The following is a 24,308-nucleotide window of genomic DNA, read 5'->3' as shown; positions in this document are numbered from 1 at the left end:
TGGTCGATCTGTGCGTACTCCTCCGGCGGCAGCTCGTAGATGTTCTTGTCGACCGGGGCCGGCGGCTCGATCTTGTTCTTGATGCCGTCGAGGCCGGCCAGCAGTAGCGCCGAGAAGGCGAGGTACGGGTTGGCCGACGGGTCGGGGCAGCGGAACTCGATGCGCTTGGCCTTCGGGTTCGAACCGGTGATCGGGATGCGCACGCAGGCCGAGCGGTTGCGGGCCGAGTAGACGAGCGCGATCGGGGCCTCGAAGCCGGGCACGAGGCGGTGGTAGCTGTTCACCGTCGGGTTCGTGAACGCAAGCAGGGACGGCGCGTGCTTGAGGAGTCCGCCCACGTAGTGGCGGGCGGTGTCGGACAGTCCGCCGTAGCCGGCTTCGTCGTAGAACAACGGCTCGCCGTCGTTCCAGATCGACTGGTGGCAGTGCATTCCTGAGCCGTTGTCGCCGAAGATCGGCTTGGGCATGAACGTGACGGTCTTGTCGTTCGCCCACGCCGTGTTACGGATGATGTACTTGAACTTCATGATGTCGTCGGCGGCAGCACGCAACGAGTTGAAGTTGTAGTTGATCTCGGCCTGGCCGGCGGTGCCGACCTCGTGGTGCCCGCGCTCGACGGTGAGGCCCACCGCTTCGAGGTTGGTCATCATCTCGCCGCGGAGATCGGCGAAATGGTCGGTCGGGGTGACGGGGAAGTAGCCGCCCTTGTAACGCACCTTGTAGCCGCGGTTGTCCTGGATGTCCGCCCCTGTGTTCCAGGCTCCGGCGGTCGACTCGATCCTGTAGTAGGACTCGGCCTCGCTGGTGGAGTACGAGACGCGGTCGAAGATGTAGAACTCGGCCTCGGGCGCGAAGAAAGCCGTGTCGCCGATCCCGGTGGTGGCGAGGTAGGCCTCGGCCTTCCGGGCGATGTTGCGCGGATCACGGGAGTACGCCTCGCCGGTGATGGGGTCGTGGACGTAGAAGTCCATCGCGAGCGTCTTGTGCTGGCGGAACGGATCGACGTAGGCGGTCGTCGGGTCCGGCAGCAACTGCATGTCGGACTGGTCGATGCTCTGGAAGCCGCGCACGGAGGAGCCGTCGAACGCCAAGCCGTTGTCGTAGGCACCCTGGTCGAACGAAGAGATCGGCACGCTGAAGTGCTGCTGGATGCCGGGCAGGTCGGTGAACCGCACGTCGATGAACTCGACACCTTCGTCCTTGATGAACTTGAACAGCTCGTCGGCGTTGCCGAACATGGGGCCTCCTCGGCCGCTCTCGTCGCGGCCATCGCTTGTGTCCACACGCTATGTCGGGGCAGTTTCCCGACCGTCAACGGTTTGTTTCGGGCATGTTACAAGCCCTGACGACCGCCCGCCTCACCGAAGGACGGCGCCCCAGCTCGTGGTGATCGAGCCACCCGGTTCGAGACGGATGACGTCGATGCCGGTGCTCAACGCGTCGGGTGGGCACGTCATGGGCTCGCAGGCCAGGCCGCGGCGACGTCGGTGCGGCTCGAGCGTGTCACCGGTGAAGATCTCAATGTAGGTGTGGTGGTGATCGACCCACAGCCCGGCGACCCGGCCATCCGGGCCCGCCAACTGCGCCCGTGCCCGTCCGGCGTCATCGCGGGCGAGATCGGTGAACGCCGAGTCCACGCGCAGGTCGCCCAACGGACGTGGGTTCCGGAAGTCGAACGGCGTGCCGTCGACGGGCTCGCGGTCGGTCGGCAGACCGCGAGCGTCGGTGAGGACCCGGGTGTCGGCTTCGAGTTGCAGGGTGCAGGTGTCGATGAGACCGGTGCCACCGGACAGGTACGGATGCTGCCCGCATCCGTACGGGCAGGCCGTGTCGCCGACGTTCGATGCCGTCGTCGTGACCGTCAGCCCGTGCTCGTCCAGCAGGTACTCGACGGACACGTCGAGGGCGAACGGATAGCCGGGTTCCGGGTGCAGACGTATGCCCATCCGTATGTGATGCGGCCCGATGTCGAGGGGGCGCCACGAGCGCCAACGCAGCAAACCATGGATGGCGTTACCGCGCGTCGGCTCCGTCACGGCGAGCTGGTGATCGACGCCGTCGAATCGGTATCGACCGTCGCGCACCCGATTCGGCCACGGGATGAGTGGAGCGCCGTGTGCCCCGTCGGCCATCCGGTCAACCGGATAGGGGTCGAGTACCGCGCGGCCATCGACCTCGTATTCCCTGACCCCGCCGCCGACCTCCACGATCGCCGCGCGTTGGACTCCGTGACCGATCTCGTACTGGCGACCGGACGGCGCATGCATGTCGTCGATCACGACGTCCAGTCTTGCGTACCGCTGTGTAGTCTCCGGGACGTGCAGTCCGTGTCCCTGGGTCGACGCCTCGTCGCGCTGGTCATCGACTGGTTCGTCGCCGTGCTCAGCGCCGCGGTGGTGGCGCAAACCGCGGTGCCACCCGAGGGGCTCCGCGACTCGTTCATCGTCTCGGGTGTCTTCATCGTCGAGGTCGGTCTGCTCGTCGGGCTGCTGGGATTCTCGATCGGCAAGCGTCTGGCTGGTCTACGCGTCGAGGGACACGACGGTGGCCCGATCGGAGTGCCGAGGGCGCTGCTGCGCACGTTCCTGCTGTCGCTCGTCATTCCCGCCCTGGTGATGACCGACGAGCGCCGGGGCCTCCACGACCTGGCGGCCGGCTCGCGCGTGATCCGGTTCCAGAGCGCGTCTCCCTGAGGGATCAGCCCTTCATCATCTTGCGGGCGCCCTTCATGCTCGTCGGCATCGGGCCGCGGGGCATGGGGGCAGCCGGACGCATCGCGTCGAGCGCCTTGAGTTTGTTCCTCAGGGCCGTCTGGTCGGCCGGCTTGATGGTCTTCTTCATCTTCTGAATGTGCTTGTTGAGCTTCGTGAGCTTGATCTCGCCCTCGCCGTTGCCGACCACGATCTCGTGAACGGGGATCTCGTCGCCGCCGATGCGGACGTGCTTCTTGCGCTCGCCGCTCAGCAGGCCGCGGACCCGAGCCGTGTTTCCTTCTCCGACGAGGATGATCCCCGGACGTCCGACGACGCGGTGCACGACGTCCTGGTTCTTGGTGAACGCGATGGCGGGCTTGACGTCCCAGCCGCGTTTCAGCATCTGGAGGGCACCGGCGGCGGCACCGGGCTGGCCCTCGACCTGCATGTACGCGGATCTCTCGGCCCGACGGCCGAAGACGATGAGCAGCGCGAGCAAGCCGGTGAGCACGCCGAAGACCGACGCGGTGGCGATGCCCATCCAGCCCAGGCCGAAGACGAGGAGCGCGACGACCGCGAACACGCCACCGACGACCAGGAACCACAGCAGCAGGATGAGCCCGAGATTGCGGTCGGTGCGCTTGGTGATCTTGTACGCCTGGCGCATCTGGCGCAGGCGTCCCTTGGCGGGTTCGGGGGTGGCGTTCGACATGCGAGCCAGTCTACGACTGGACCAGCACGGTCGGTTCGCCCGCATGACCGACGACCGGGTCGCCGGAACCGGCGCGGGCGGCCACCGCCTGACCGTAGAGCCGGCCAGCCCGGTACGAGGACCGCACCAGCGGGCCGGACATCACGCCGGCGAAGCCGATCTCGTCGGCCTCGTCGTTGAGCTCGACGAACTCCTCGGGCCTGACCCACCGCTCGACCGGGTGGTGTCGGACGGACGGGCGGAGGTACTGCGTGATGGTGAGCAGGTCGCAGCCGGCATCGTGCAGGTCGCGCATCGCCTGGCTGATCTCCTCACGGGTCTCGCCCATGCCAAGGATGAGGTTGCTCTTGGTGACCAGACCGTAGGCCCGTGCCTGCGTGAGGACGTCGAGAGAGCGGTCGTAGCGAAAGGCCGGCCGGATGCGCTTGAAAATGCGCGGCACGGTCTCGACGTTGTGGGCGAGCACCTCCGGGCGGGAGTCGAAGACCTGCTCGAGCAGTTCGGGGATGCCGTTGAAGTCGGGGATGAGGTTCTCGACGCCGGTGCCGGGGTTGAGCTCGTGGATCTGCCGGACGGTCTCGGCGTACAGCCAGGCACCACCGTCGGGGAGGTCGTCACGCGCGACACCCGTGATCGTCGAGTAGCGCAGCTGCATCTTCCGGACGCTCTCGGCGACGCGGCGGGGCTCGTCGCGGTCGAGGGGATCGGGCTTGCCGGTGTCGATCTGGCAGAAGTCGCAGCGCCGGGTGCACTGCTCGCCGCCGATGAGGAAGGTGGCCTCGCGGTCCTCCCAGCACTCGAAGATGTTGGGGCAACCGGCCTCCTGGCAGACCGTGTGCAGACCCTCGCTCTTCACCAGGTTCATGAGCTCGTTGTACTCAGGGCCCATCTTCGCCCGGGTCTTGATCCACGGCGGCTTCTTCTCGATGGGGGTCTCGGCGTTGCGGACCTCGAGGCGCAGCATCTTGCGGCCTTCAGGAGCGATCGTCACATCGTCCACCCTACGTGGCCGACGGGAACGGTCGGCGCGCCCTCGCGCGGGGACGACTCGAGGTCGGCCGACGGCACGTAGGCGTCCCACCGGAGCAGCTCGCGGAGGTGCGGAGCGAGGGCGCCGGCGGCCTCCGGGACGGTGACCCGACGGCCCAGCTCGACGCTCAGCGATGTGACTCCCGCGTCGGCGATGCCGCACGGAACGAACCGGTCGTACCACGACAGGTCGACGTTGGCGTTGAGCGAGAACCCGTGCATCGTGACGCCGCGCGAGACCCGGATGCCGATCGCGGCGATCTTGCGCTCGATGCGCGTCTCGTCGGCTGGCAGCCAGACGCCCGAGCGTCCCGGAACGCGTCCGACGGTGACGCCGAAGTCGGCCACGGCGCGGATCAGGGCTTCCTCGACCCGCCGGACGTAGTCGACCACCAGGACGTGCGACGGGAGCTTGGTGATGGGGTAGCCGACGAGCTGGCCCGGCCCGTGGAAGGTGATCTTTCCGCCGCGGTCGACGTCGACGACGGGGGTGCCGTCGAGCGGTCGCTCGTGCGGCTCCGTGCGCTTGCCGGCCGTGTAGACGGGTGGGTGCTCGAGGAAGAGGGCGGTGTCGCCGATGACGTCGTCCGCGCGCTCGATGAGCAGCTGGCGTTGCAGCTCCCAGGCCTCTTCATACGGCAGGGCGCGCTCGCCGTACCAGTCGTCCAGGATCCTCAGGCTCACGTTCCTCAGCCTACTTCGGTTGTGGATGGGGTTCAGTCCGGCCAGTCGGACATCGTGAGACTGGCCGCGTGAATGCGCTGATGAGCTTGTTCTGGCTGCTTGCGGGGTTCTTGGGCGGCGCCGACGAAGACCCGGAGTGCCTCGTCCTGGGTGGGCTCGACGTCGTCCGCACGGAGGCGTTCGTCAGCGGCGAGTGGGCCCGACTCCGTGACGTCTACGTCGACGAGCGGGCAGCACATGCCGACGTCGAGGTGCTGCAGTCGTACCGCGAGCGCGGGTTGCGGCTCGAGGGCCTGCGGCTGGTCCGTGAGTCGTGTCGCGTGACTGACCAGACGTCACGTCGCCTCGTGCTCGACGTCGTCGACCGCCTCGGCCCCTCCCGGGTTCACACGGACGCCGGTGGTCCACGTGAGCTACCGCGAGATCGCCCGACGCGACGCACGGTTCTCCTGGACCGGACGCAAGACGGCTGGCGTGTCGCTGCTGTGCGCTGAGGTCACTCTTCGCCGGTCAGGCCGTCCGTCAGCTCGCGGACGATGTCGAGGTGACCGGTGTGCCTCGCGTACTCCTGGAGCACGTGGAACGCGACGGCGAGGAGGGTGGGAACGTCCTCCTGGTCGCTGAACCGGCCGGTGGTGGCCGACGGCGTGGTGAGCTCGTGCTCACGCAGGACCGTCGTGGTGCGTCGGCCGCCGGCGGTGAGCTGATCGACCAGGTCATCGAGATCGGCGTCGGTTTGCCACGCGCCGTCCGCGTCGTGGTCGCTCCAGGGATCGCCGACGTCCTCGCCGAGGAATCCCCAGACGAACCAGCGCTGCTCCATCCGCACCAGATGGTTCAGGAGTTGTCGCGGCGTCCAGCCGGAGGGAACCAAGGTGGCGTCGAGAGCCGGATCATCGAGCCCGGCCAGCTTGCGCACGACTTCCGCGCGGAAGAAGTCCAGGTGGAGGACGAGCAGATCGGCCGGGTCTGTGGCGTCGGCCGCAGGTTCGGGGAGCATCAGCGCAGGGCAGCGTCGAGCGCGGAGTCGATGTCCGGGTGCTCGAAGGTGAAGCCGGCCTTGATCAACGCGGCCGGTTCGACTCGCAGGGAGCCGAGCAGGTCGTCGGACACGGCCCCGAGCACCGCCTTGAGAACGATGGTCGGGGCGACGAGCACCGTCGGGCGGCGCAGCGCGTCCCCGAGTGCATCGGTGAACCGGGCATTCGTCGGTGCCTCCGGCATGCCGATGTTGAATGGGCCGGACGCCTCAGGTTGCTCCAGCAAGAACGTCACGGCGCGGAGCCAGTCGTGCAGCGAGACCATCGTCATGAATTGACGCCCTGAGCCGAGTCGAGCACCGGCGCCGAGCTTGAACATCGGCAACAGCGGTGCCAGCAGCCCACCCTTCGGATCGAGGGCGAGCGTGGTGCGCAGGAAACACACCCGCGAGCCCGCATCGGCAGCCGGGGCGGTGGCCAGCTCCCACCGCTGGACGACCTCGGAGAGGAAGCCGCTGCCGAGCTCGCTGGACTCGGTGAGGACCTCGTCGCCGCGGTCGGGGCCGTAGATGCCCATCGCCGACCCTGACAGGAGTGCCGGGTGGCTGTCGGACGCGGCCACGGCACGCGCCAGCGTCGTGGTGGCGTCGATGCGCGAGGCCAACAGCTCACGGCGATAGCGGCTGGTGCGCGGCCACCGCGCGACCGTTGCTCCGGAGAGGTTGACGACGGCGTCGGAACGATCGATGACGATCTGGTCGATGCGCCCCGTGCGGGGGTCCCACGGAGACGCGTCGGCGGCTGCGTCGTCGGTGCGCACCAGCCGAGTGACCTGATGACCCTCTCCACGCAGGTGGGCGACCAGCGCAGAACCCAGGAAGCCGGAGGCGCCACCGACGACGACGTGCATGGTGCTGATCAATACCCCAGCTCGGCCTCGAACGACCCGTTCTCGAGTCGCTCCTTGACGGCCGTCAGGAATCGGCCGGCATCGGCGCCGTCGACGACGCGGTGGTCGTAGGTGAGCGCGAGGTAGGCCATGTGGCGCACCGCGATGCTCTCGCCCATCTGTGCGTCCTCGAGGACCACCGGTCGCTTGACGACCGAGCCGACGCCGAGGATGGCGACCTGCGGCTGGTTGATGATCGGCGTGTCGAACAGGGCGCCGTTGCTGCCGAGGTTCGTGATGGTGAACGTGGCTCCGGACAGCTCGTCAGGAGTGATCTTGTTCGTCCGGGTGCGCTCGGCCGCGTCGGCGATCTTGCGGGCCAGGCCGGCGATCGACAGGTCGCCGGCGTCGCGGATCGTCGGGACGATCAGACCCTTCTCGGTGTCGACGGCGATGCCGAGATGCTCTCCGGCGGGGTACGTGATCGTCCCCTCTTCGAGGTCGAGCGCCGCGTTGACCTTTGGGTGGGACTTGAGTGAATCGATCGCGGCCTTGGCGAAGAACGGCAGATACGTGAGCTTGGCACCCTCCCGCTCGGCGAACGCCTCCTTGTGGCGAGCGCGCAGCCGGGCGATCTCCGTGACGTCCACCTCGAACACCTGGGTCAGCTGCGCGGAGACCTGCAGCGACTGGACCATGCGCGTCGCGATGGTGCGGCGCAAGCGCGTCACCTTCTCGGTCTTGCCGCGCAGCGGCGACGGCTCCTTCGGGGCGGCGGACTCGGCTTGGGCCGGCGCCGCCTGGGCCGCGGGTGCCTTCTCGGCGGCATCGAGAACATCCTGCTTGCGGATGCGACCGCCGACACCGGTGCCGGTGATCGCCGCGAGATCGACGCCGTGCTGCTTCGCGAGCTTGCGCACGATCGGGGTGACGTAGGTGTCGCCGCCGCCCTGGGTGTCCGCGCCTGACGTGGCGGGCGCGGGTGAAGGCTGCGGCGGTGGCGCGGGGGCCTTCTCCGGCTCGGGCGGCGCGGACGAGGTCGACGCCGGCTCGGGCTCCTTCTTGCTCTCGGGCTCCTTCTCGGGCTCCGCTTCCTTCTCTGGTTCTGGTTCTGGTTCCGGCTCTGCTTCCTTCGCGGGTTCGTCCTTCGCATCGTCCTGAGCGGGCGCAGAACCGGCCTCGCCGATGATCGCGAGCTCGGCACCGACCTCGACCGTCTCGTCCTCGTCGGCCTTGATCTCGAGCAGCGTTCCGGCGACGGGGGAGGGGATCTCGGTGTCGACCTTGTCGGTGGAGATCTCGAGCAGCGGCTCGTCGACGGCGACCTCGTCGCCCACGGCCTTGAGCCAGCGGGTGACGGTGCCCTCGGTGACGCTCTCGCCGAGCTCGGGCAGCACCACGGCGGTACCCTCGCCGGTCTCCTTGGTGTCGAGATGAGGTTCCTGCTCCTCCGGGGCCGGCTCCGACTCGGACTCGGACTTCGCCTCGGGCTCAGGCTCAGGCTCGGCTTCCTTATCCGGCTCGGCTTCCTTCTCCTTCTCTGGCTCGGGCTCGGGCTCCTCGGCCTTGGCCTCCTCGGCCGGCGCTTCCTCGGCCTTGTCCTCCTCGGCCGGCGCTTCTTCGGACTCGCCGCCGCCCTCGTCGCCCCCGCTCGACTCACCGGACTCGCCGATCACCGCGAGTTCGGCTCCGATCTCGACGGTCTCGTCCTCGGCCACCTTCTGTTCGAGCAACGTTCCAGCGGCCGGGGAGGGGATCTCGGTGTCGACCTTGTCGGTGGAGATCTCGAGCAGCGGTTCGTCGACGGCGACATCGTCACCGACGGCCTTGAGCCAGCGTGTGACGGTTCCCTCGGTGACGCTCTCGCCGAGCTCCGGCAGCGTCACCGCCGTGCCTTCGCCGGTCTGCTTGGTGTCAAGGTGCGGTTCCTGCTCCGACGCGGCGGGCTCTGGCTCAGCCTCGGCCTTCGCCTCAGGCTCGGGCTCCGGCTCGGGTTCAGCCTCCTTCTCGGGCTCCGGCTCCTCGGCCTTGCTCTCCTCGGCCGGCGCTTCCTCGGCCTGGCCGCCGTCGTCTCCGCCCGAAGACTCTCCGGACTCGCCGATCACCGCGAGCTCGGCACCGACCTCGATCGTCTCGTCCTCGTCTGCCTTGATCTCCAGGAGCGTTCCGGCGACGGGGGAGGGGATCTCGGTGTCGACCTTGTCAGTGGAGATCTCGAGCAGTGGCTCGTCGACGGCGACATCGTCGCCCACGGCCTTGAGCCAGCGGGTGACGGTGCCCTCGGTGACGCTCTCGCCGAGTTCAGGAAGGGTGACAGACGTGGCCATGGGTGTCCTCAGATCCGGTCAGGCGTGGGCGTGGAGGGGCTTGCCGGCGAGGGCCAGCGACGCTTCCCCGAGGGACTCGTTCTGTGTGGGGTGCGCGTGCACGAACTGCGCGACGTCTTCGGGGAAGGCCTCCCAGTTGACGATGAGCGAGGCCTCGCCGACCTGCTCGCCGAACCGGGCGCCGATCATGTGGACACCGACGATCGGTCCGTCCTTCTCGCGGACGAGCTTGACGAATCCGGCCGTCTGCAGGATCTGGCTCTTGCCGTTGCCACCGAGGTTGTACTCGTAGGTGTCGACGTCGCCGTACTTGTCGCGCGCCTCCGGCTCGGTGAGGCCGACCGAGGCCACCTCCGGCTCGCAATACGTGACGCGCGGGATGCCGGAGTCGACGACGGGCTGCGGCTTCAGCCCGGCGATCTCTTCGGCCACGAAGATGCCGTGCGCGAAGCCGCGGTGCGCGAGCTGGAGACCCGGCACGAGGTCGCCGACCGCGAAGACGCCGTCGACGTTGGTGTGCAGTCGCTCGTCGGTGGGCACCCAGCCGCGTTCGGTGGTGATGCCGGCCTCGTCGAAGCCCAGCCCCTCGGACCTGGGGCCGCGGCCCACCGCCACCAAAACGAGCTCGGTGTCGATCGTGTCGCCGTTCTCGAGCGAGACCTGGACGCCGGAGTCCTTCTGCTCGACGCCGCTGAACTTGACGCCGGTCCTGAAGTTGATCTTGCGCTTGCGGAAGGCTCGTTCGAGCTGCTTGGCGAGCGCAGGATCCTCGAGCGGGACCAGCGTGGGCAGCGCCTCGACGATGGTGACCTCAGCACCGAAGGACTTCCAGACCGACGCGAACTCGACGCCGATGACGCTGCCGCCGATGATGACGACGTCGCCCGGCACCTCGCTCATCGTCAGCGCTTCCTCGCTGGTGATGACGCGCCCGCCGATCTCGAGACCGGGCAGCGTGCGAGCGAATGAGCCGGTGGCCAGCACGAGGTTCTTGCCCGTGTAGCGCGTGCCGTCGACCTCGACGGTTTTGTCTGCGACGACCTTGCCCTCGCCCTCGACGACGGTGATGCCGCCCGCCTTGATCAGACCCTGAAGACCCTTGTAGAGGCGGCTGACGACACCGTCCTTGTACTTGTTGACCTGGGGCATGTCGATGCCGTCGAAGGTGCTCTTGACGCCGAACATGGTGCTCTCACGCGAGGCGTCGGCGACCTCGGCGGCGTGCAGGAGGGCCTTCGTGGGGATGCAGCCCGTGTGCAGGCAGGTTCCCCCGAGCTTGCCCTTCTCGACCAGTGCGACCGACAGGCCCAGCTGGACCGCTCGGAGTGCACAGGCGTAGCCGCCGCTGCCACCCCCGAGAATCACGATGTCGAAGTTGTTATTGGTGTCCGCAGGGCTGTCCGCCACTGTCGCCTCCCGGTGCTGGATCCTTCGCCTGCATCTTGTCACCACCCCGGTCGACCATGCCACCGGGCCACACGCGTGATGACGCTCCACCCCGTCGGGCACACTTGGCCCATGGGTTTGTTCAGCCGTCGTCGCGGCGAGAAGGGTGGCCGGAAGGCCACCAAGGACGACCTCGCGCAGCTTCGCGAGTGGGCCACCGCGCGCACGGGCGTCGAGGCTTTCGTCGAACCACAGACATCGGTCACCCAGACGACCCTGCTGCTCGTGGCCAGCGACGGCGAGTTCACCCGACGCCGGTTCGCCTCTCCGCAGGCTGCCGCAGACTTCGCGCGCAAAGTCGGCATCCCCGTCTACGACACCAACCGGGTCGGCTACCCACAGCGGATGCGCGACTACTCGATGCGCGTGTCGGGTCGTGGTGAGGGCCCGTCCACATCCGCAAGCGGTGCCGCGTACACCACGTCGCGATCACCGCGGGAGCGCGCCGCGATCTCCGCCCTGGAGTCCATCGCCGGTGTCGGCCAGACCACGGGCGAACCGGACGACGAGGAGCTGCGGCGCATCTGGCGGCTCGCTCGTTCGCGCTCGCATCCGGACCGGCGCGGTGGAGACCGCACCGCATGGGACGAGGTCGAGACCGCGGCCCGCACCCTCGGCCTTCAGGGCGAGGGCCGCTGACGTTCGGGTCTCAGCCTCCGTCGGCGTGCTCCGGCGGCCAGACGACCTCGAAGCGCTCGAACACGCACGCCATGGAGTCGGGCCCGTCGGGTGTGGGGATGCCCCTTTGCTCGGCCTGGCCGCTGAAGAACCGGCGGTGGACGTCGAGCCAGTACTCGCGCGTGCGGTCGCCCTCACCCTCGTCGTACGCGAAGGCATCGTCGACGCTGTCAAGCGGCCCGACCCAGACCTCGACGGTGCGCAGCACGACCCGCTCAGCGCCGCTCCCGTCGGTGGCGACCCAGTGGGAACCGGCCACCGGAATGCTCTCTCCGTCGAACTCGTAGGCGGCGAGCGGACCGGCGGTGGCCCGCTTGGGGCCGGTCAGGACGAGCTCGAGCAGCTCGTCCGCCATGGCCGCCGAGTCGCCGAAGGCATCGACCGGGGGCTGCTCCTCCCGGTGCTCGGGATGAGCTGCGACGTACTCCTGCCAGAGCGAAGCGGACACGTCAGCGCCAGCCTTCGGGGTCGAGACCGCCCGGAATCTCGGCTGCCGGGTCGTACGGCGCGCGGGTGAACACGAACGACGCGAGGTCGAGCTGAATCGGGCGGCCGTCGGCGTCGCGGCGCACCGTGAGGGGTTCGCCGGCGTAGTAGCCTTCCAGGCCGATCCAGCCATCGTCGCTACGGACGAAGTGGGCACCGCGGCCCTCGCCGGGCGTGCCGAGCAGCAGGCCACCGTCGGGTTGGAGCGCGAGCGTGAATCGCTGGGTTCCCCAGAACCACTCGCCGGTGAGCTCGAGGGCCTCGACCTGCGTCGCGTCAGCCGACCACGGCTCGGGTGGGTGCGGCTCGGCTTCGGCGAGCAGATTGAGCAGGTCCGTCGCGCCGGTGCCTAGGCCTGACGTGGCGTTGGTGAGCAGAACGACGCCGTCGCCGCTCGTGACGTCGACGCGCACCACCGCGAGGAAGCCCGGCATCGAGCCGCCGTGGCCGGCGAACCGCCGACCCTCGACGTTCCACATCTGCCACCCGAGCGCGTGCGCTCCACTCCATGCGGCGTCCGGGACGTCGTTGATCGCGACCGGGTGCAGCATCTCGTCGAGCGTCTTTGACGAAAGGACGTCGCCCGTGTGCCCGCCGAGGAACGTGGCCCATCGGGCGAGATCGGTGACGGTCGACCACAACTGGCCGGCGGGTGCCAGGGCGACCGCGTCGTGTTCGGGCTCTGGCAGGAGGACGTCGGCGAACGGGTGCACCGCGAGGCCCGGCGCGACGGGCGGCTCTGGCCTCACGGTGGTGCGCGCCATGCCGAGCGGGTCGAGGATGCCCGCCTTGACGGCCGCGTGCCACGGCTCTCCGCGCAGCCGCGCAACAACCTCACCGAGCACGGCATAGCCCACGTTGGAGTAGTGGAAACGGGTTCCCGGTGTGAATCGGAGTTGCGGGGACGATGCGACGAGGGCGTCCCACGGCTCGCCCGGGGCACGCTCCCACCACGGCCCGTCGGTCTCGGCCTGGAGGCCGGACGTGTGGGTGAGCAGCTGGGCGACCGTGACCTGGCCGAAGTCGACCTCGGGCAGGTGCGTGCCGATCGTGTCGCCGAGATCGAGCCGACCCTCGTCACGCAGCCGCATGAGCTCGACGGCGACGAACGTCTTGCTGATCGAGCCGAGGCGGTACTGAGTGCTGGCGTCGGGAACCGTGCTGTCGGGTCGGCCGTCGAGGGTGCCACACGCGTCGGACCACACCAGCTCGTCGTCGCGCACGACGCCGGCCACGACGGACGGCAGACGGTGCTCGGACTGCTCGGTGGCGAGGCGGTGCGACAGGGCGAGAGCGGTGGCGGCCTCGAGGCGAGTCACCGGGTTTCGGCGAGCTCGGTGGCGATCTGCACCAAGGTGCGCACGCCGACGCCGGTTCCGCCCTTGGGCGTGTAGCCGCGGGCGGAGTCGTCGTTGAACGACGGCCCGGCGATGTCGAGATGCGCCCAGGGGATGTCGCCGACGAACTCGCGCAGGAACGCCGCGGCGAACAAGGTGCCGCCGGCGGGCTTGGGATTGTGCTGGCGCAGATCGGCGACGTTCGAGGAGTTGACCTTCTCCTTCATCTCCTCGACGATCGGCAGCGGCCACATCGCCTCGCCGCTCGTCTTCGATGCGGCGAACACCACGTCGCGGAAGTCGTCGTCGTTGCCGAGGATTCCCGCCGTCCGGTCACCGAGGGCCACGACGCACGCGCCGGTGAGGGTTGCGACGTCGACAATGTGGTCGGGCTTGGCCTCGACTGCCAGCGCCAGCCCGTCGCCGAGCACGAGGCGCCCTTCGGCGTCGGTGTTGAGGACCTCGACGGTCGCTCCGCTGCGCATCTTGAGCACGTCACCCGGACGCGTGGCGGTGCCGCTGGGCATGTTCTCGGCGATGCACGCGAACGCCGTGATCTTGACCGGAAGCTCCAGCTCCGCGATCGCGACGGTGGCCGCAACGACGGCGGCGGCGCCGGCCATGTCGAGCTTCATGGTCTGCATCGACGCTCCCGGCTTGATGGAGAGTCCGCCGGAGTCGAACGTGATCCCCTTGCCGACCAGAGCCAGGTGGCCATTGGCACCGGGCGGGTCGTAGGTCAGGCACACCAGCCGCGGCGGCGCATCGGACCCGGCGCCGACGCCGAGGATCCCGCCGCAGTTCTCCTTGGCCATCCGCTTCTCGTCCCAGACGGTGACCTTGACCTTGTCACCGGCGTAGTCGGTGATCGCGTCCGCGAACGCCGGCGGACGGAGGTCGCCGGGCGGGGTGTTGGTCCAGTTGCGGGCGGCGTTCACGGCTCCCGCGACGGTGGCGGCGCGGTCGACGGCACGAGTCGCCGTGCTCTGGCGGGCGAAGGGGCTGAGCACCACTGCCGAGATGAGCGTGACGTCCTTCTTGGCCTTCGCCTTGCCCTTGCCGCGACCCGAGCTGCGGTTCGAAGACTTGTAGACGTCGTACTTGTAGGCGCCGAGCTCGACACCCTCGGCGATGGCGCCGACCTCGTGGACTCCAGCCGGGTGGAGCGCAACTGCCACCGTGGTCGCCGAGGCCTTGAGAGCTGCTCGCACGCCTTCGCCGGCGGCACGTCGAAGCTCCTCGGCGGTGGGTTCTGACGGCATCGCCACCGCGACGACGACGCGAGCGCGGGCGAGGTCACCGCCCGGGAACGTGACGACCTGACCCTTCTCGCCGGTGAAGCCGACCGCCTCGAGGCTCGGGGCGAAGACATCGCGGTCGTCATCACTCCTGATTCCGAGGATGAGGGCGTCCGCTCGGGCGGTGGTCGGCTTGGACGTGCTCAGGGAAACGGAGACCATGGCGACACTGTAGGTCAGGGTCATCGGCGGGCCCGCGATAGGTTTGCGGCCATGGATCTGCTCCACTCGCCCTTGCACGACCGACATGTCGCGCTCGGCGCGAAGTTCGCCGAGTTCGGCGGCTGGAACATGCCTCTGGAGTTCGCCGGCGGGGGTGTTCTCGCTGAGCACGCTGCCGTGCGCAACGCGGTCGGGCTGTTCGACGTGAGCCACCTGGGCAAGGCGCTCGTGAGGGGTGCCGGTGCAGCCGCCTTCGTCGACTCCTGCCTGACCAACGACCTCGGGCGCATCCAGCCCGGCAAGGCGCAGTACACCCTCTGCTGCGACGACGACGGCGGCACGATCGACGACCTCATCGTCTACCTCCGCGGCGAGTTCGAGGTGTTCCTCGTGCCGAACGCGGCAAACACCGCGGCGGTCGTCGAGCGGCTGCGTGCGGCGGCACCCGACGGCATCGAGGTCACCGACCAGCACCGCGAGCACGCGGTGCTGGCCATCCAGGGCACGCTGAGCGACGAAGTGCTCACCGCGCTCGACCTGCCCGTCGACCACGAGTACATGTCGTTCGCCGACGGCAAGATCGCCGGCCAGGAGCTCACGGTCTGCCGCACCGGCTACACCGGCGAGCGCGGGTACGAGCTGATCGTGCGGTCCGAGGGAGCCCTCGACGTCTGGGACGCGTTGATCGAGGCCGGTGAGCCGCACGGCATCCGGGCGTGCGGTCTCGGCGCCCGTGACACCCTGCGTACCGAGATGGGCTACCCGCTGCATGGCCACGAGCTGTCGGCCGAGATCAGCCCGGTCATGGCACGTGCCGGCTGGGCGGTCGGCTGGGACAAGCCCTCGTTCTGGGGCAAGGACGCCCTGGCGCAACAGCGCGCCGAGAAGACGGTCCCGACGATCCGCGGCCTCCTCGCGCAGGGCCGGGGCATCCCGCGTCCAGGCATGACGGTGGTCGCAGACGATGGAGGCGCCGAGCTCGGCGAGGTCACGTCGGGCACGTTCTCACCCTCGTTGCGTCAGGGCATCGGCCTGGCCCTGCTCGACCGATCGGTCGAGGACGGCTCGACGGTGCTCGTCGACGTCCGCGGACGCCAGGAGGCCTTCATCGTCACCAAGCCGCCGTTCGTGGAGCCGAAGACTCGCGAGGAATGACGATGATCACCCAGCCGAAGACCAAGTACGCGCGCTCGGGTGAGGTGTCCATCGCCTATCAGGTGGTCGGGGAAGGCCCCATCGACCTCATCTACGTGCCCGGCTTCATCTCGCACCTGGAGCTCGCGTGGGAGATGCCGCCGGTCGTCCACATGATCGAGCGCCTGACGTCGTTCGCCCGCTTGATCATGTTCGACAAGCGCGGCACCGGGCTGTCCGACCCCGTCGTCGGCGCGCCTACGCTCGAGGAGCGGATGGACGACGTCCGTGCCGTCATGGAGGCAGCCGGGTCGGAGCGGGCGGGTCTGATGGGGGTGTCCGAAGGGGCGCCGATGTCGATCCTGTTCGCGGCGACCCACCCGGAGCTGACGACCGGGCTCGTGCTCTACGGGAGCATGGCCCGATCGACGTGGGCACCGGACTATCCCTGGGCCACGCCGGCGGACGCGCTGATCGAGTCGTCGCTCGAGATGGCGCCGCACATGTTCGAAGGCGCCGCGATCGAGGTCATGGCGCCGAGCATGGCCGACGACCCGCGAGCACGGGAGATGTTCGCCCGCTTCCAGCGGTACGCCGCGACCCCGGCGATGCTCGAACAGGTCTTCCTCATGTTCCTCGACATCGACGTGCGCCCGATCCTGCCGACCATCGACGTGCCGACCCTGGTCCTGCACCGCCGCGGCGACCAGGCGGTCAACCGCCGCGGAGCGGAGTGGATGGCGGCACAGATCCCCGGAGCCAAGTACGTCGAGCTGGAGGGCATCGACCACGCGCTGTACGCCGGCGACACCGACGCTGTCATCGACGAGATCGAGGAGTTCCTCACCGGGGCTCGCCGCGCCACCGAGATCGACCGCGTCCTGGCGACGGTGATGTTCACCGACATCGTCGACTCGACCAAGCGCGCTGCCGCGATGGGCGATCGTCCGTGGCGTGATCTGCTCGAAGCGTGCAATGAGGCGATCCGTCGCGAGCTCACCCGATTCAGCGGCCGCGAGATCAAGACCCTGGGCGACGGGATGCTCGCCACGTTCGACGGCCCGGCGCGCGCCATCCGGTGTGCGCTCGCCGTGACCGATGCCGTCAAGCCGCTCGGGATCGAGGTGCGGGTCGGGCTGCACACCGGCGAGGTCGAGCTCGTCGGCGACGACGTGGCCGGCATCGCCGTGCATATCGCCGCGCGGGTCGGAGCGCTGGCCGAGACCGGCGACGTCCTGGTCTCGGGCACGGTCAAGGACCTCGTCGCGGGATCAGGGATCGCCTTCTCCGAACGCGGCGAGCACGTTCTCAAAGGTGTCCCCGACACGTGGCGACTCTTCGCGGTCGATCGCTGATGACGACACCATGGCCTTCGGGGGTCATCGACCCTCACATCCACCTCTGGGATCCGTTGACGACCCCCCGTGCCACCGCCGCGATGGCGCGTGTGTTTCGGCCACTGCCTCGCATTCCGCGCGCCATGCGGTGGGTGGCGCCCCGAGCGGACCGGGAGTTCATCGGGCACCCCCACCACGTCCTCAAGCCCTACCTGCCGGCCGACCACCGCGCTGACGCTTCCGAGGTCCCGGTTGCCACGATCGTGCACATCGAGAGCGAATGGCAGTGCGACGAGCGTCGTGAAGTGGTGGACGAGACCCGGTGGCTGAGCGCGCTCCCGTTCGGCCAGGACGGCGCACCCACACTGGGGGCCCTCGTGGTGCATGTCGACCCGCGCTTCGACGACGCCGGCGCGATCCTGGACGAGCATCTCGACGTCAATCCACTCGTGCGCGGCGTGCGGTGCGTTGCGGCGCACCATCCGGACCCGGGCGTGCGTGACTTCGCCGACCAGCCGCACCTGCTGAGCGACCCCTCGTTCGTGAAGGGCTTCGCCGCCATCGCGGAACGCGGCCTGAGCTTCGACGTCTGGTGCTTCTCCCACCAGCTGCCCGACGCGCTCACGCTGGCTCAGGAGTATCCCGAGACCACGTTCGTGCTCGATCACTACGCCACACCGGTGGGACTGCTGGGTCCGCGCGGGAAGAGCACCGGACGCACCGCCCAGGAGCGGTCCGCGCTGCTTGCCCGCTGGCGCGAGGACATCTCTGCCCTCGCGGCCTTGCCGAACGTGGTGGCGAAGCACTCCGGTCTGGGCATGCCGCTGCTGGGGAGCAACCGGTCACGACCGCTGGACGCCGATTCAGTGGCGGAGCTGACCGAACACGTCGCGCCTCTGATCCGTCACGTCCACGACACCTTCGGGGCCGACCGCACGATGTGGGCGTCGAACTTTCCGATCGACAAGGCGGAGCTGTCGCTTCCCGCGACCCTGCGGCTCGTCACCGACGTCCTGGGTTCGGACGCAGACCTGACCAACCTCGTGCGCGACGTCGCCCGGCGCGTGTACCGCATCCGTGACGAAGGAGACCTGACATGAGCTGGACCTGGAGCCTGGAGAACGCTGCCGGCGAGTCGGTGGGTACGTCAGAAACCTTCGACAGCCGCAGCGACGCCGAGTCGTGGGTGGGGGAGTCGTTCGCCGATCTGGTCGAGCAAGGCATCGACCAGGTGCGTCTCTTCGACGGCGACACCGAGGTCTACGGGCCGATGTCGCTGCGTGCCGACAGCTAGGGCACGTCTCCCTAGTACCGCTCAGGCAGGGGGGCGCCGCGGGCGATCTGCGCCTTCGGGAGGCGGAACCGGCGCAGCTGGGTGCTGCGGAGGAGCACGTACAGCGTGATGCCCTTGGCGCTCTCCCCGGGGAAGCGCCGGGCCACTTCCTTCTTCAACCGGCGCACGAGGATGAACTCGTCGACAACGGTGAGCAGGGTGACGACGACCCACAAGAACAGACCGAAGCCCGCCACCCGCGGGATGCTGGTGATGATGAACGAGATGAGGAGGATGGGCAGCAGGAACTCGGCGACGATGTACCGCCGGTCGATGTAGTCGCGGGTGAACCTGCGCACCGGTCCGCGATCGCGGAGGGGTAGGTACTTCTCGTCGCCGGACTTCAGAGCCGCCTGCTGACGTTCGCGGATCTGCGCGCGGGCCTGGCGCTCGCGCTTCATCTGCTCCTTGCGCGTGACGGGCGTCTTCATGGCCTTCTTGCGGGCTGCCTCGGCCTCCCTGCGGCTGGGCGTCGCCTTGCCCTTGTCTCCGGCCCTGGCGCCCTCGGTGTTCTCATCCACGCGGTCACCCTACCCGGGCCGCCACGGGTCAGCTGTCGCCGGACAGCCGTCCATCGATCGACTCGGCGATCGCCATCTGTTCGTCCTGCGGCACGGTTGGCTGGCCGACGGCGACGAGGACCACGACGACGTCGTCGCGGCGGAAGACCAGCGTGCGGAAGGGCGGTGCGCCGTCCTGTTCGAAGTCCCAAACGACCGATTCGTCGCCCACGTCGACGGCGACGGGTGTGACCGTCGCGCCGTTCTCGACGCAGGATCGCCGCGACGATGACGATGCCGACGAAGTCGATCGAACCCTGTCCTCGCTCGAGCCGAGCAGGACGACAGGAAGGGGTCACAGCGCCCCGACCCAGACGACCGCGGCCAGCACGAGACCGATGAGGAGGGTGATGCTGCCGGCTCTGGCCGAGCGCCGCCCAGCCGTGGCCGCGAGCGCGGCGACGATCGTGATGGCGAGCACCGTCGACGAGAAGCCTGCGATGCCGGTGTTCGGATCGGAGACGTCGAAGTCGGCCAGCCAGACGACGCTGGTGACGAAGCACGCGATACCGGCGACGACCATTAGCAAGACCAGCACAACGACGTCGACGGTGCGACGCCGGCGGACCTCGACCACGCCATTTCCCCCGATCACCAGGCGACGGTCGAGCCAACCGGCTCGACGACTGTACCCGTACTCTTGCGGCATGGGGATCGGTCAGCGCATCGCGAACATCTTCCGCTCCCGCCGTCACGATGGCGAGGACGTCGAGGCTCTGGCTGACCGGCTCGACGAGACCTACCGTTCCCAGCTGAGCCACCTGCAAAAGGTGCGCCGTGGGGTGGCCGACGTCGCCACCAGCCGCAAGCGGGTCGAGGTCCAGCTGGCCCGGCTGGCCCAGGAGGCCGCGACCCTCGACGCCGAGGCGCAGGCCGCGGTCGGCCGCGGCGACGACGACGCCGCACGGGCGGCGCTCACGCGAAAGGTCACGCTCGAGAAGGCCGCCTCCGATCTGGGCAAGCGACACGGCGCGCTGCAGTCCGAGGAGCGGAAGCTCATCGGCACCGCCGACGACCTCGAGCAACGCATCGAGGACTTCCGGCGACGCAAGGACACCCTCTCGGCTCGGCACTCCGCCGCCGCGGCCCGCGCCGAGATCACCGGGGCCGGCAGCGGCATCGCGTCATCGATGAGTGACGTCAACCAGGCCATGGAGGCGGCCGAGCGTCACACCCGTGAGCTGGAGGCCAAGGCCGACGCCGTCGACGAGCTCGTCGAGGGCGGCATCATCAGTGCACCGGGGGAGAGCGCCGACGACGCCGAACAGCGTCGCTTCGATGCGGAGCTGGAAGGAAAGGGCGATGGCCCGCAGCAGATTTCGCAGTGACAAAGGCCTGAGCCTTCGCATGGGCGGTGTCGGCCTGGGACTCGGCGCTCTCTACGTCGCCTTCGGCGTCGTGCTCATCTATTACTCCGGCAGCGCCCTGTTCGGCCTCGTCATCACCGTCGCGATGGCCTGGGGCCAGTGGTACTTCTCCGACCGGCTCGCGCTGAAGTCCATCGGTGGACGCGAGGTCACTCCCGAACAGGCACCCGAGCTGCACGCCATGATCGACCGGCTGTGCGTCCTCGCCGACATGCCCAAGCCACGCGTGGCGGTCGCCGTCACGGACATGCCCAACGCCTTCGCCACCGGACGCACGCCGAGCCACTCGGTCGTCTGTGTCACCACCGGCATCATGCAGCGGCTCGACGCCGAGGAGCTCGAAGGGGTCCTGTCGCACGAGCTCGCGCACGTCGCCAACCGCGACGTCTCGGTGATGACGGTCGCCTCGTCGCTCGGACTGCTGGCCGGGTTCATCACCCGGTGGGGGTTCTACTTCGGCGGCGGTCGCAACCGCGATGGCGGTGGATTGCCGTTCTTCGCGGTGTTCCTGGTCAGCATGGCCGTCTACTTCGTCAGCTTCCTGCTCACACGGGCGCTGTCGCGCTACCGCGAGCTCAGCGCCGACCGCAGCGGGGCCTACCTCACCGGCCGGCCGTCCAAGCTGGCGTCGGCGCTGGTCAAGATCTCCGGTGAGATGAGCCGCATCCCGAACAAGGATCTCCGCGACGCGCAGGCGCTCAGCGCGTTCTTCATCGCGCCGGCCATCAACCGTGAGTCGATCGGCGCGATGATGTCGACCCATCCGCCGCTGCAGCAGCGTCTGGACCAGCTGGCCAAGGTCGGCTCCGAACTCGGCGAGCCGGTCTGACCGATGGGATTCCTCGACTCCATCCTCGGGCGCTCGGCTCCGCCACCCGCAGACCTCGACGTGCTGTTCGCGGTCCCGCAGGCGGCGCTCTCGCTGCAGGTCGCGGGGTTCGCTGCCACCGGGCTCGGGGCCGTGTGCTTCCGTGACGCCGAGGGCCAGGCCGACGACGCCGTCATCGACGACGCGAATGCTCTCATCACCACCGATGCTGCCTCGAAGGTCGAGATCAGCGACGACGCGCACGGGTTCCGCTGGCTCACGGTCACGCGCGCGGCCGGGGACGTCTCCGGGCTCGTCACGGACCTGCATGCAGCCAACTCGTCGCTGGTCGATGCGCGCTTCGGTGCCGGGCTGCTCTGCTCGACGGTGCTGTTCACGACGCCCGCCGGCGGACCCTGCGCGCTCGTCTACCTCTTCAAGCAGGGCTCGTTCTACCCGTTCGTCCCGCTGGCCGGGCAGAAGCGTGACAACGCCCTCGAGCTGCAGATGCGCGGCCTCGTCGACAGCGACGTCCCGGTCGAGCCCAAGCTCGACCGCTGGCTCGCGCTGTGGGGCGCCCCCGGCCTCGATCCGGCGGGATAGGTTGGTGATCGTGACGTTCGATTCCCTCACCCGCGACCAGGTCCAGGCTTTCCACGACGAGCAGCTCGATGCGTACCGCACTCTGCAGAAGGCCGGGCTGAAGCTCGATCTCACCCGGGGCAAGCCCTCCCCGGAACAGCTCGACCTCTCCACCGAGCTGCTCTCGCTGCCCGGCGACGACTACAAGGACTCCAAGGGCACCGACACGCGCAACTACGGCGGGCTGAACGGCCTGCCCGAGCTGCGCGAGATCTTCGCCGAGATCATGCAGGTTCCGGTCGATCAGGTCGTCGCGGGCGACAACGCGAGCCTCGCGATGATGCACGACACGGTCGTGTTCTCCCTGCTCAGGGGCACGCCCGACTCGCCCCGCCCATGGGTCGACGAGGACGAGGTCACCTTCATCTGCCCGGTGCCCGGCTACGACCGTCACTTCGCACTCACCGAGCGATACGGCATCAGGATGGTCCCGGTCGAGATGCACGATGACGGCCCCGACATGGCGGCCGTCCGTGAGCTGGCCGCCGACCCGTCGGTCAGGGGCATCTGGCTCGTGCCCACGTACGGCAACCCGTCCGGCGCGGTGGTCAGCGAGGCCGTCGCCGCCGAGCTCGCTGCGCTCGAGACCGCCGCCCCGGACTTCCGGATCCTGTGGGACAACGCCTACGCCGTGCACCACCTCACCGAGGAGCGCACCAAGACGGCCGACATCGTCGGTCTCTGCGCCGCGTCCGGGAACCCGAACCGCGCGATCGTGTTCGCCTCGACGTCCAAAATCACCTTCGCCGGGTCCGGCGTGTGCTTCCTGGGCAGCTCGGCGGAGAACATCGAGTGGTACCTGGGCAACCTCGGCAAACGCACCATCGGCCCCGATAAGGTCAACCAGCTGAGTCACGCGCGCTACCTGGGCGACGTCGAGGGCGTTCATCGCCTCATGAATAAGCACCGCGAGATCCTCGCGCCCAAGTTCGAGGCCGTGCTCACGATCCTGCGCGAGCGGCTCGGACCGCACGACGTCGCGACCTGGTCGGAGCCCAAGGGTGGCTACTTCGTGAGCCTCGACGTCGTCGACGGCACCGCGAGCCGCGTCGTGGAGCTGTGCGGCGAAGCCGGCATCGCGATGACCCCCGCCGGTGCGTCTTTCCCGTATGGCCAGGACCCGCGCAATCGCAACATCCGGATCGCCCCGAGCTTTCCGTCGCTCGACGAGCTGACCACGGCCATGGACGGTCTCGCCACCTGTGTGCTGCTGGCCGCCGCCGAGCAGCACCTCGCCCCTGAATGAGGGTGCTCGTGGCGCCGGACGCGTTCGCCGGTACGCTCACCGCGCCCGAGGCTGCCCGTGCCGTCATCGACGGCTGGGCCCGGCACGCTCCTGACGACGAGCTCACCGCCCTGCCGATGGCCGACGGCGGTCCCGGTTTCGTCGACGTCCTGCACGATTCCCTGGGTGGCGACCTCGAGGTCGTCACCGTGTCCGGCCCCCTCGGCCGACCCACGCCGGTCACCCTGCTGATCAGCGACGACGTGGCCTACGTCGAGTCGGCGCAGGCCTGCGGTCATCCACTCCTCGACGCCCCCGACCCGTGGCACGCGACCACGGCCGGTGTCGGCGAGGCCGTGGCTGCCGCCGTCGGCGCCGCCGCCACGACCGTGGTGCTGGGCCTGGGCGGAAGCGCCACCAACGACGGGGGAGCGGGGCTGCTCGGGGCGCTCGGAGCCACAGCCGACGTGCCGCTCGATCGTGGCCCCGACGGGCTCCGCGACATCACCCGTCTCGACCTCAGCGGTGCACGTGAGCGCCTTGACGGAGTCACACTCGTCGCCGCCACCGACGTCGACGTCCCGCTGCTCGGCATGTTCGGAGCCACCAAGACGTTCGGCCCGCAGAAGGGTCTGCCCGAGGACGACATCCTCGTCGTCGACCGCATCCTCGACGAGCTGGTCGTGGCGGCCTGCGGTTCGGCCCCGGCCGATCGCCGGGTGGCCGAGCAGCCCGGGGCCGGCGCGGCCGGAGGGCTCGCCTTCGCGCTGTTGCTGCTCGGGGCGAGCACCCGTCCGGGCGTCGAGCTCGTCGCCGATGCAGTCGGTCTGGCGGCCGCCTGCCGCGACCACGACCTCGTCGTCACCGGTGAGGGCACCTACGACCACTCGTCCCGAAGCGGCAAAGTCGTGCACGGCGTCGCCACCGCCGCGGCCGCCGAAGCCCGACCGTGCATCGTCCTGGCCGGCCAGGTCACCGTCGGCTCGCGTGAGATGCGGGCGATGGGCGTCGAGTCGGCCTACGCGGCGGCCGACCGCGTCGGGGTCGACCGCGCGCTGGCGGACCCGTACGGCTCGCTCGCCACGCTCGCCGAACGTGTCGCGCGCACGTGGTCGCCCCGGCGGTAGGCAGGTCAATGGGCGGCACGGTGGGTGAGGGCGCGTACCATGGAATGAGCAACG

27 protein-coding genes are annotated in these 24,308 nt (G+C 69.1%); 12 read left to right on the top strand and 15 right to left on the bottom strand.

Annotated elements, in window-relative coordinates; all coding sequences use genetic code 11:
- On the bottom strand, positions 1-1,238 hold a 1,238-nt coding region (glnA, locus tag ACRDPN_RS15800), incomplete at its 3' end, for a type I glutamate--ammonia ligase (RefSeq protein WP_431449636.1).
- Positions 1,239-1,358: 120 nt separating this feature from the next.
- The gene (locus ACRDPN_RS15795; protein WP_431449635.1) at positions 1,359-2,279 is read right to left on the bottom strand and encodes an aldose 1-epimerase family protein; all 921 of its coding nucleotides are present in this window, start codon (positions 2,277-2,279) and stop codon (positions 1,359-1,361) included.
- Positions 2,280-2,318: 39 nt separating this feature from the next.
- Between ACRDPN_RS15795 and ACRDPN_RS15790 the strand changes: the two genes are divergently transcribed.
- The gene (locus ACRDPN_RS15790; RefSeq protein WP_431449634.1) at positions 2,319-2,693 is read left to right on the top strand and encodes an RDD family protein; all 375 of its coding nucleotides are present in this window, start codon (positions 2,319-2,321) and stop codon (positions 2,691-2,693) included.
- Positions 2,694-2,697: 4 nt separating this feature from the next.
- Here ACRDPN_RS15790 and ACRDPN_RS15785 read toward each other — a convergent pair whose 3' ends face one another.
- The 3 genes from ACRDPN_RS15785 to lipB are packed head-to-tail and all read right to left on the bottom strand — an operon-like array spanning position 2,698 to position 5,118.
- Positions 2,698-3,405 carry a DUF4191 domain-containing protein gene (locus tag ACRDPN_RS15785; protein ID WP_431449633.1) on the bottom strand — a complete coding sequence of 236 codons (708 nt, stop codon included), beginning with the start codon at positions 3,403-3,405 and terminating at the stop codon, positions 2,698-2,700.
- Between the two features lie 10 nt (positions 3,406-3,415).
- Positions 3,416-4,369 carry a lipoyl synthase gene (gene lipA / locus ACRDPN_RS15780; RefSeq protein ID WP_431449640.1) on the bottom strand — a complete coding sequence of 318 codons (954 nt, stop codon included), beginning with the start codon at positions 4,367-4,369 and terminating at the stop codon, positions 3,416-3,418.
- Between the two features lie 23 nt (positions 4,370-4,392).
- Positions 4,393-5,118 carry a lipoyl(octanoyl) transferase LipB gene (gene lipB / locus ACRDPN_RS15775; protein ID WP_431449632.1) on the bottom strand — a complete coding sequence of 242 codons (726 nt, stop codon included), beginning with the start codon at positions 5,116-5,118 and terminating at the stop codon, positions 4,393-4,395.
- Between the two features lie 68 nt (positions 5,119-5,186).
- On the opposite strand from lipB, the gene ACRDPN_RS15770 reads away from it, so the two are divergent.
- Complete coding sequence (locus ACRDPN_RS15770; protein ID WP_431449631.1) at positions 5,187-5,612, top strand: hypothetical protein; 426 nt, start codon at positions 5,187-5,189, stop codon at positions 5,610-5,612.
- A gap of 2 nt (positions 5,613-5,614) precedes the next feature.
- Here ACRDPN_RS15770 and ACRDPN_RS15765 read toward each other — a convergent pair whose 3' ends face one another.
- From ACRDPN_RS15765 to lpdA, 4 genes are read right to left on the bottom strand one after another with little or no spacing between them, the layout of a single operon-like run.
- On the bottom strand, positions 5,615-6,118 hold the full coding sequence (locus ACRDPN_RS15765; protein WP_431449630.1) for a DUF664 domain-containing protein: 504 nt from the start codon (positions 6,116-6,118) through the stop codon (positions 5,615-5,617).
- A complete protein-coding gene (locus tag ACRDPN_RS15760) occupies positions 6,118-7,008 on the bottom strand; it encodes a TIGR01777 family oxidoreductase (RefSeq protein ID WP_431449629.1) in 891 nt (296 codons plus the stop codon). Before ACRDPN_RS15760 ends, ACRDPN_RS15765 begins: the two co-directional genes overlap by 1 nt.
- 8 nt (positions 7,009-7,016) lie before the next feature.
- Entirely contained in the window at positions 7,017-9,314 is a 2,298-nt protein-coding gene (gene sucB, locus ACRDPN_RS15755; protein WP_431449628.1) for a 2-oxoglutarate dehydrogenase, E2 component, dihydrolipoamide succinyltransferase, read from the bottom strand.
- Between the two features lie 18 nt (positions 9,315-9,332).
- On the bottom strand, positions 9,333-10,721 hold the full coding sequence (lpdA, locus tag ACRDPN_RS15750; protein WP_431449627.1) for a dihydrolipoyl dehydrogenase: 1,389 nt from the start codon (positions 10,719-10,721) through the stop codon (positions 9,333-9,335).
- A 111-nt stretch (positions 10,722-10,832) separates the two neighbouring features.
- Here lpdA and ACRDPN_RS15745 point away from each other — a divergent pair, with 111 nt between their 5' ends.
- Complete coding sequence (locus ACRDPN_RS15745) at positions 10,833-11,399, top strand: hypothetical protein (protein ID WP_431449626.1); 567 nt, start codon at positions 10,833-10,835, stop codon at positions 11,397-11,399.
- A 10-nt stretch (positions 11,400-11,409) separates the two neighbouring features.
- Here ACRDPN_RS15745 and ACRDPN_RS15740 read toward each other — a convergent pair whose 3' ends face one another.
- The 3 genes from ACRDPN_RS15740 to ACRDPN_RS15730 are packed head-to-tail and all read right to left on the bottom strand — an operon-like array spanning position 11,410 to position 14,721.
- Positions 11,410-11,886, bottom strand: a complete 477-nt coding sequence (locus ACRDPN_RS15740; RefSeq protein ID WP_431449625.1) for an ASCH domain-containing protein — start codon at positions 11,884-11,886, stop codon at positions 11,410-11,412.
- 1 nt (position 11,887) lies between these two features.
- Positions 11,888-13,243, bottom strand: coding sequence for a serine hydrolase domain-containing protein (locus ACRDPN_RS15735; RefSeq protein ID WP_431449624.1), 1,356 nt, complete (start codon positions 13,241-13,243; stop codon positions 11,888-11,890).
- On the bottom strand, positions 13,240-14,721 hold the full coding sequence (locus tag ACRDPN_RS15730; protein ID WP_431449623.1) for a leucyl aminopeptidase: 1,482 nt from the start codon (positions 14,719-14,721) through the stop codon (positions 13,240-13,242). Before ACRDPN_RS15730 ends, ACRDPN_RS15735 begins: the two co-directional genes overlap by 4 nt.
- 51 nt (positions 14,722-14,772) lie before the next feature.
- Between ACRDPN_RS15730 and gcvT the strand changes: the two genes are divergently transcribed.
- The 4 genes from gcvT to ACRDPN_RS15710 are packed head-to-tail and all read left to right on the top strand — an operon-like array spanning position 14,773 to position 18,486.
- Entirely contained in the window at positions 14,773-15,876 is a 1,104-nt protein-coding gene (gcvT, locus tag ACRDPN_RS15725; protein WP_431449622.1) for a glycine cleavage system aminomethyltransferase GcvT, read from the top strand.
- Between the two features lie 2 nt (positions 15,877-15,878).
- On the top strand, positions 15,879-17,210 hold the full coding sequence (locus ACRDPN_RS15720) for an alpha/beta fold hydrolase (RefSeq protein ID WP_431449621.1): 1,332 nt from the start codon (positions 15,879-15,881) through the stop codon (positions 17,208-17,210).
- Positions 17,210-18,292, top strand: a complete 1,083-nt coding sequence (locus ACRDPN_RS15715) for an amidohydrolase family protein (protein ID WP_431449620.1) — start codon at positions 17,210-17,212, stop codon at positions 18,290-18,292. Before ACRDPN_RS15720 ends, ACRDPN_RS15715 begins: the two co-directional genes overlap by 1 nt.
- Entirely contained in the window at positions 18,289-18,486 is a 198-nt protein-coding gene (locus ACRDPN_RS15710; protein ID WP_431449619.1) for a hypothetical protein, read from the top strand. The genes ACRDPN_RS15715 and ACRDPN_RS15710 overlap by 4 nt, the downstream gene beginning before the upstream one ends.
- Before the next feature lie 11 nt (positions 18,487-18,497).
- On the opposite strand, the gene ACRDPN_RS15705 is transcribed toward ACRDPN_RS15710, so the two are convergent.
- The 3 genes from ACRDPN_RS15705 to ACRDPN_RS15695 form a co-directional block, all read right to left on the bottom strand.
- Positions 18,498-19,046 (bottom strand): DUF3043 domain-containing protein, encoded by a 549-nt coding sequence (locus tag ACRDPN_RS15705; RefSeq protein ID WP_431449618.1) that lies wholly within the window; start codon positions 19,044-19,046, stop codon positions 18,498-18,500.
- A gap of 28 nt (positions 19,047-19,074) precedes the next feature.
- Positions 19,075-19,257, bottom strand: coding sequence for a hypothetical protein (locus ACRDPN_RS15700; protein WP_431449617.1), 183 nt, complete (start codon positions 19,255-19,257; stop codon positions 19,075-19,077).
- Between the two features lie 123 nt (positions 19,258-19,380).
- Positions 19,381-19,680, bottom strand: a complete 300-nt coding sequence (locus ACRDPN_RS15695) for a hypothetical protein (RefSeq protein WP_431449616.1) — start codon at positions 19,678-19,680, stop codon at positions 19,381-19,383.
- Positions 19,681-19,732: 52 nt separating this feature from the next.
- Between ACRDPN_RS15695 and ACRDPN_RS15690 the strand changes: the two genes are divergently transcribed.
- Genes ACRDPN_RS15690 through ACRDPN_RS15670 form a run of 5 tightly spaced genes read left to right on the top strand, consistent with a single transcriptional unit; the run spans position 19,733 to position 24,254 of the window.
- Entirely contained in the window at positions 19,733-20,413 is a 681-nt protein-coding gene (locus ACRDPN_RS15690) for a PspA/IM30 family protein (protein ID WP_431449615.1), read from the top strand.
- Positions 20,414-20,432: 19 nt separating this feature from the next.
- Complete coding sequence (htpX, locus tag ACRDPN_RS15685; protein ID WP_431449614.1) at positions 20,433-21,281, top strand: zinc metalloprotease HtpX; 849 nt, start codon at positions 20,433-20,435, stop codon at positions 21,279-21,281.
- Positions 21,282-21,284: 3 nt separating this feature from the next.
- The gene (gene pspAB, locus ACRDPN_RS15680) at positions 21,285-21,863 is read left to right on the top strand and encodes a PspA-associated protein PspAB (RefSeq protein WP_431449613.1); all 579 of its coding nucleotides are present in this window, start codon (positions 21,285-21,287) and stop codon (positions 21,861-21,863) included.
- Between the two features lie 10 nt (positions 21,864-21,873).
- Positions 21,874-23,148: an aminotransferase class I/II-fold pyridoxal phosphate-dependent enzyme gene (locus tag ACRDPN_RS15675; protein ID WP_431449612.1), complete on the top strand. Its 1,275-nt coding sequence runs from the start codon at positions 21,874-21,876 to the stop codon at positions 23,146-23,148.
- Entirely contained in the window at positions 23,145-24,254 is a 1,110-nt protein-coding gene (locus ACRDPN_RS15670) for a glycerate kinase family protein (protein WP_431449611.1), read from the top strand. The genes ACRDPN_RS15675 and ACRDPN_RS15670 overlap by 4 nt, the downstream gene beginning before the upstream one ends.
- Positions 24,255-24,308: the final 54 nt, after the last annotated feature.

The sequence above is a fragment of the Aeromicrobium sp. genome, assembly GCF_050700635.1.
Classification (GTDB): Bacteria; Actinomycetota; Actinomycetes; order Propionibacteriales; family Nocardioidaceae; genus Aeromicrobium.
Note: the sequence above shows the minus strand (reverse complement) of the source record. Positions and strands in the feature narration are given on the sequence as shown.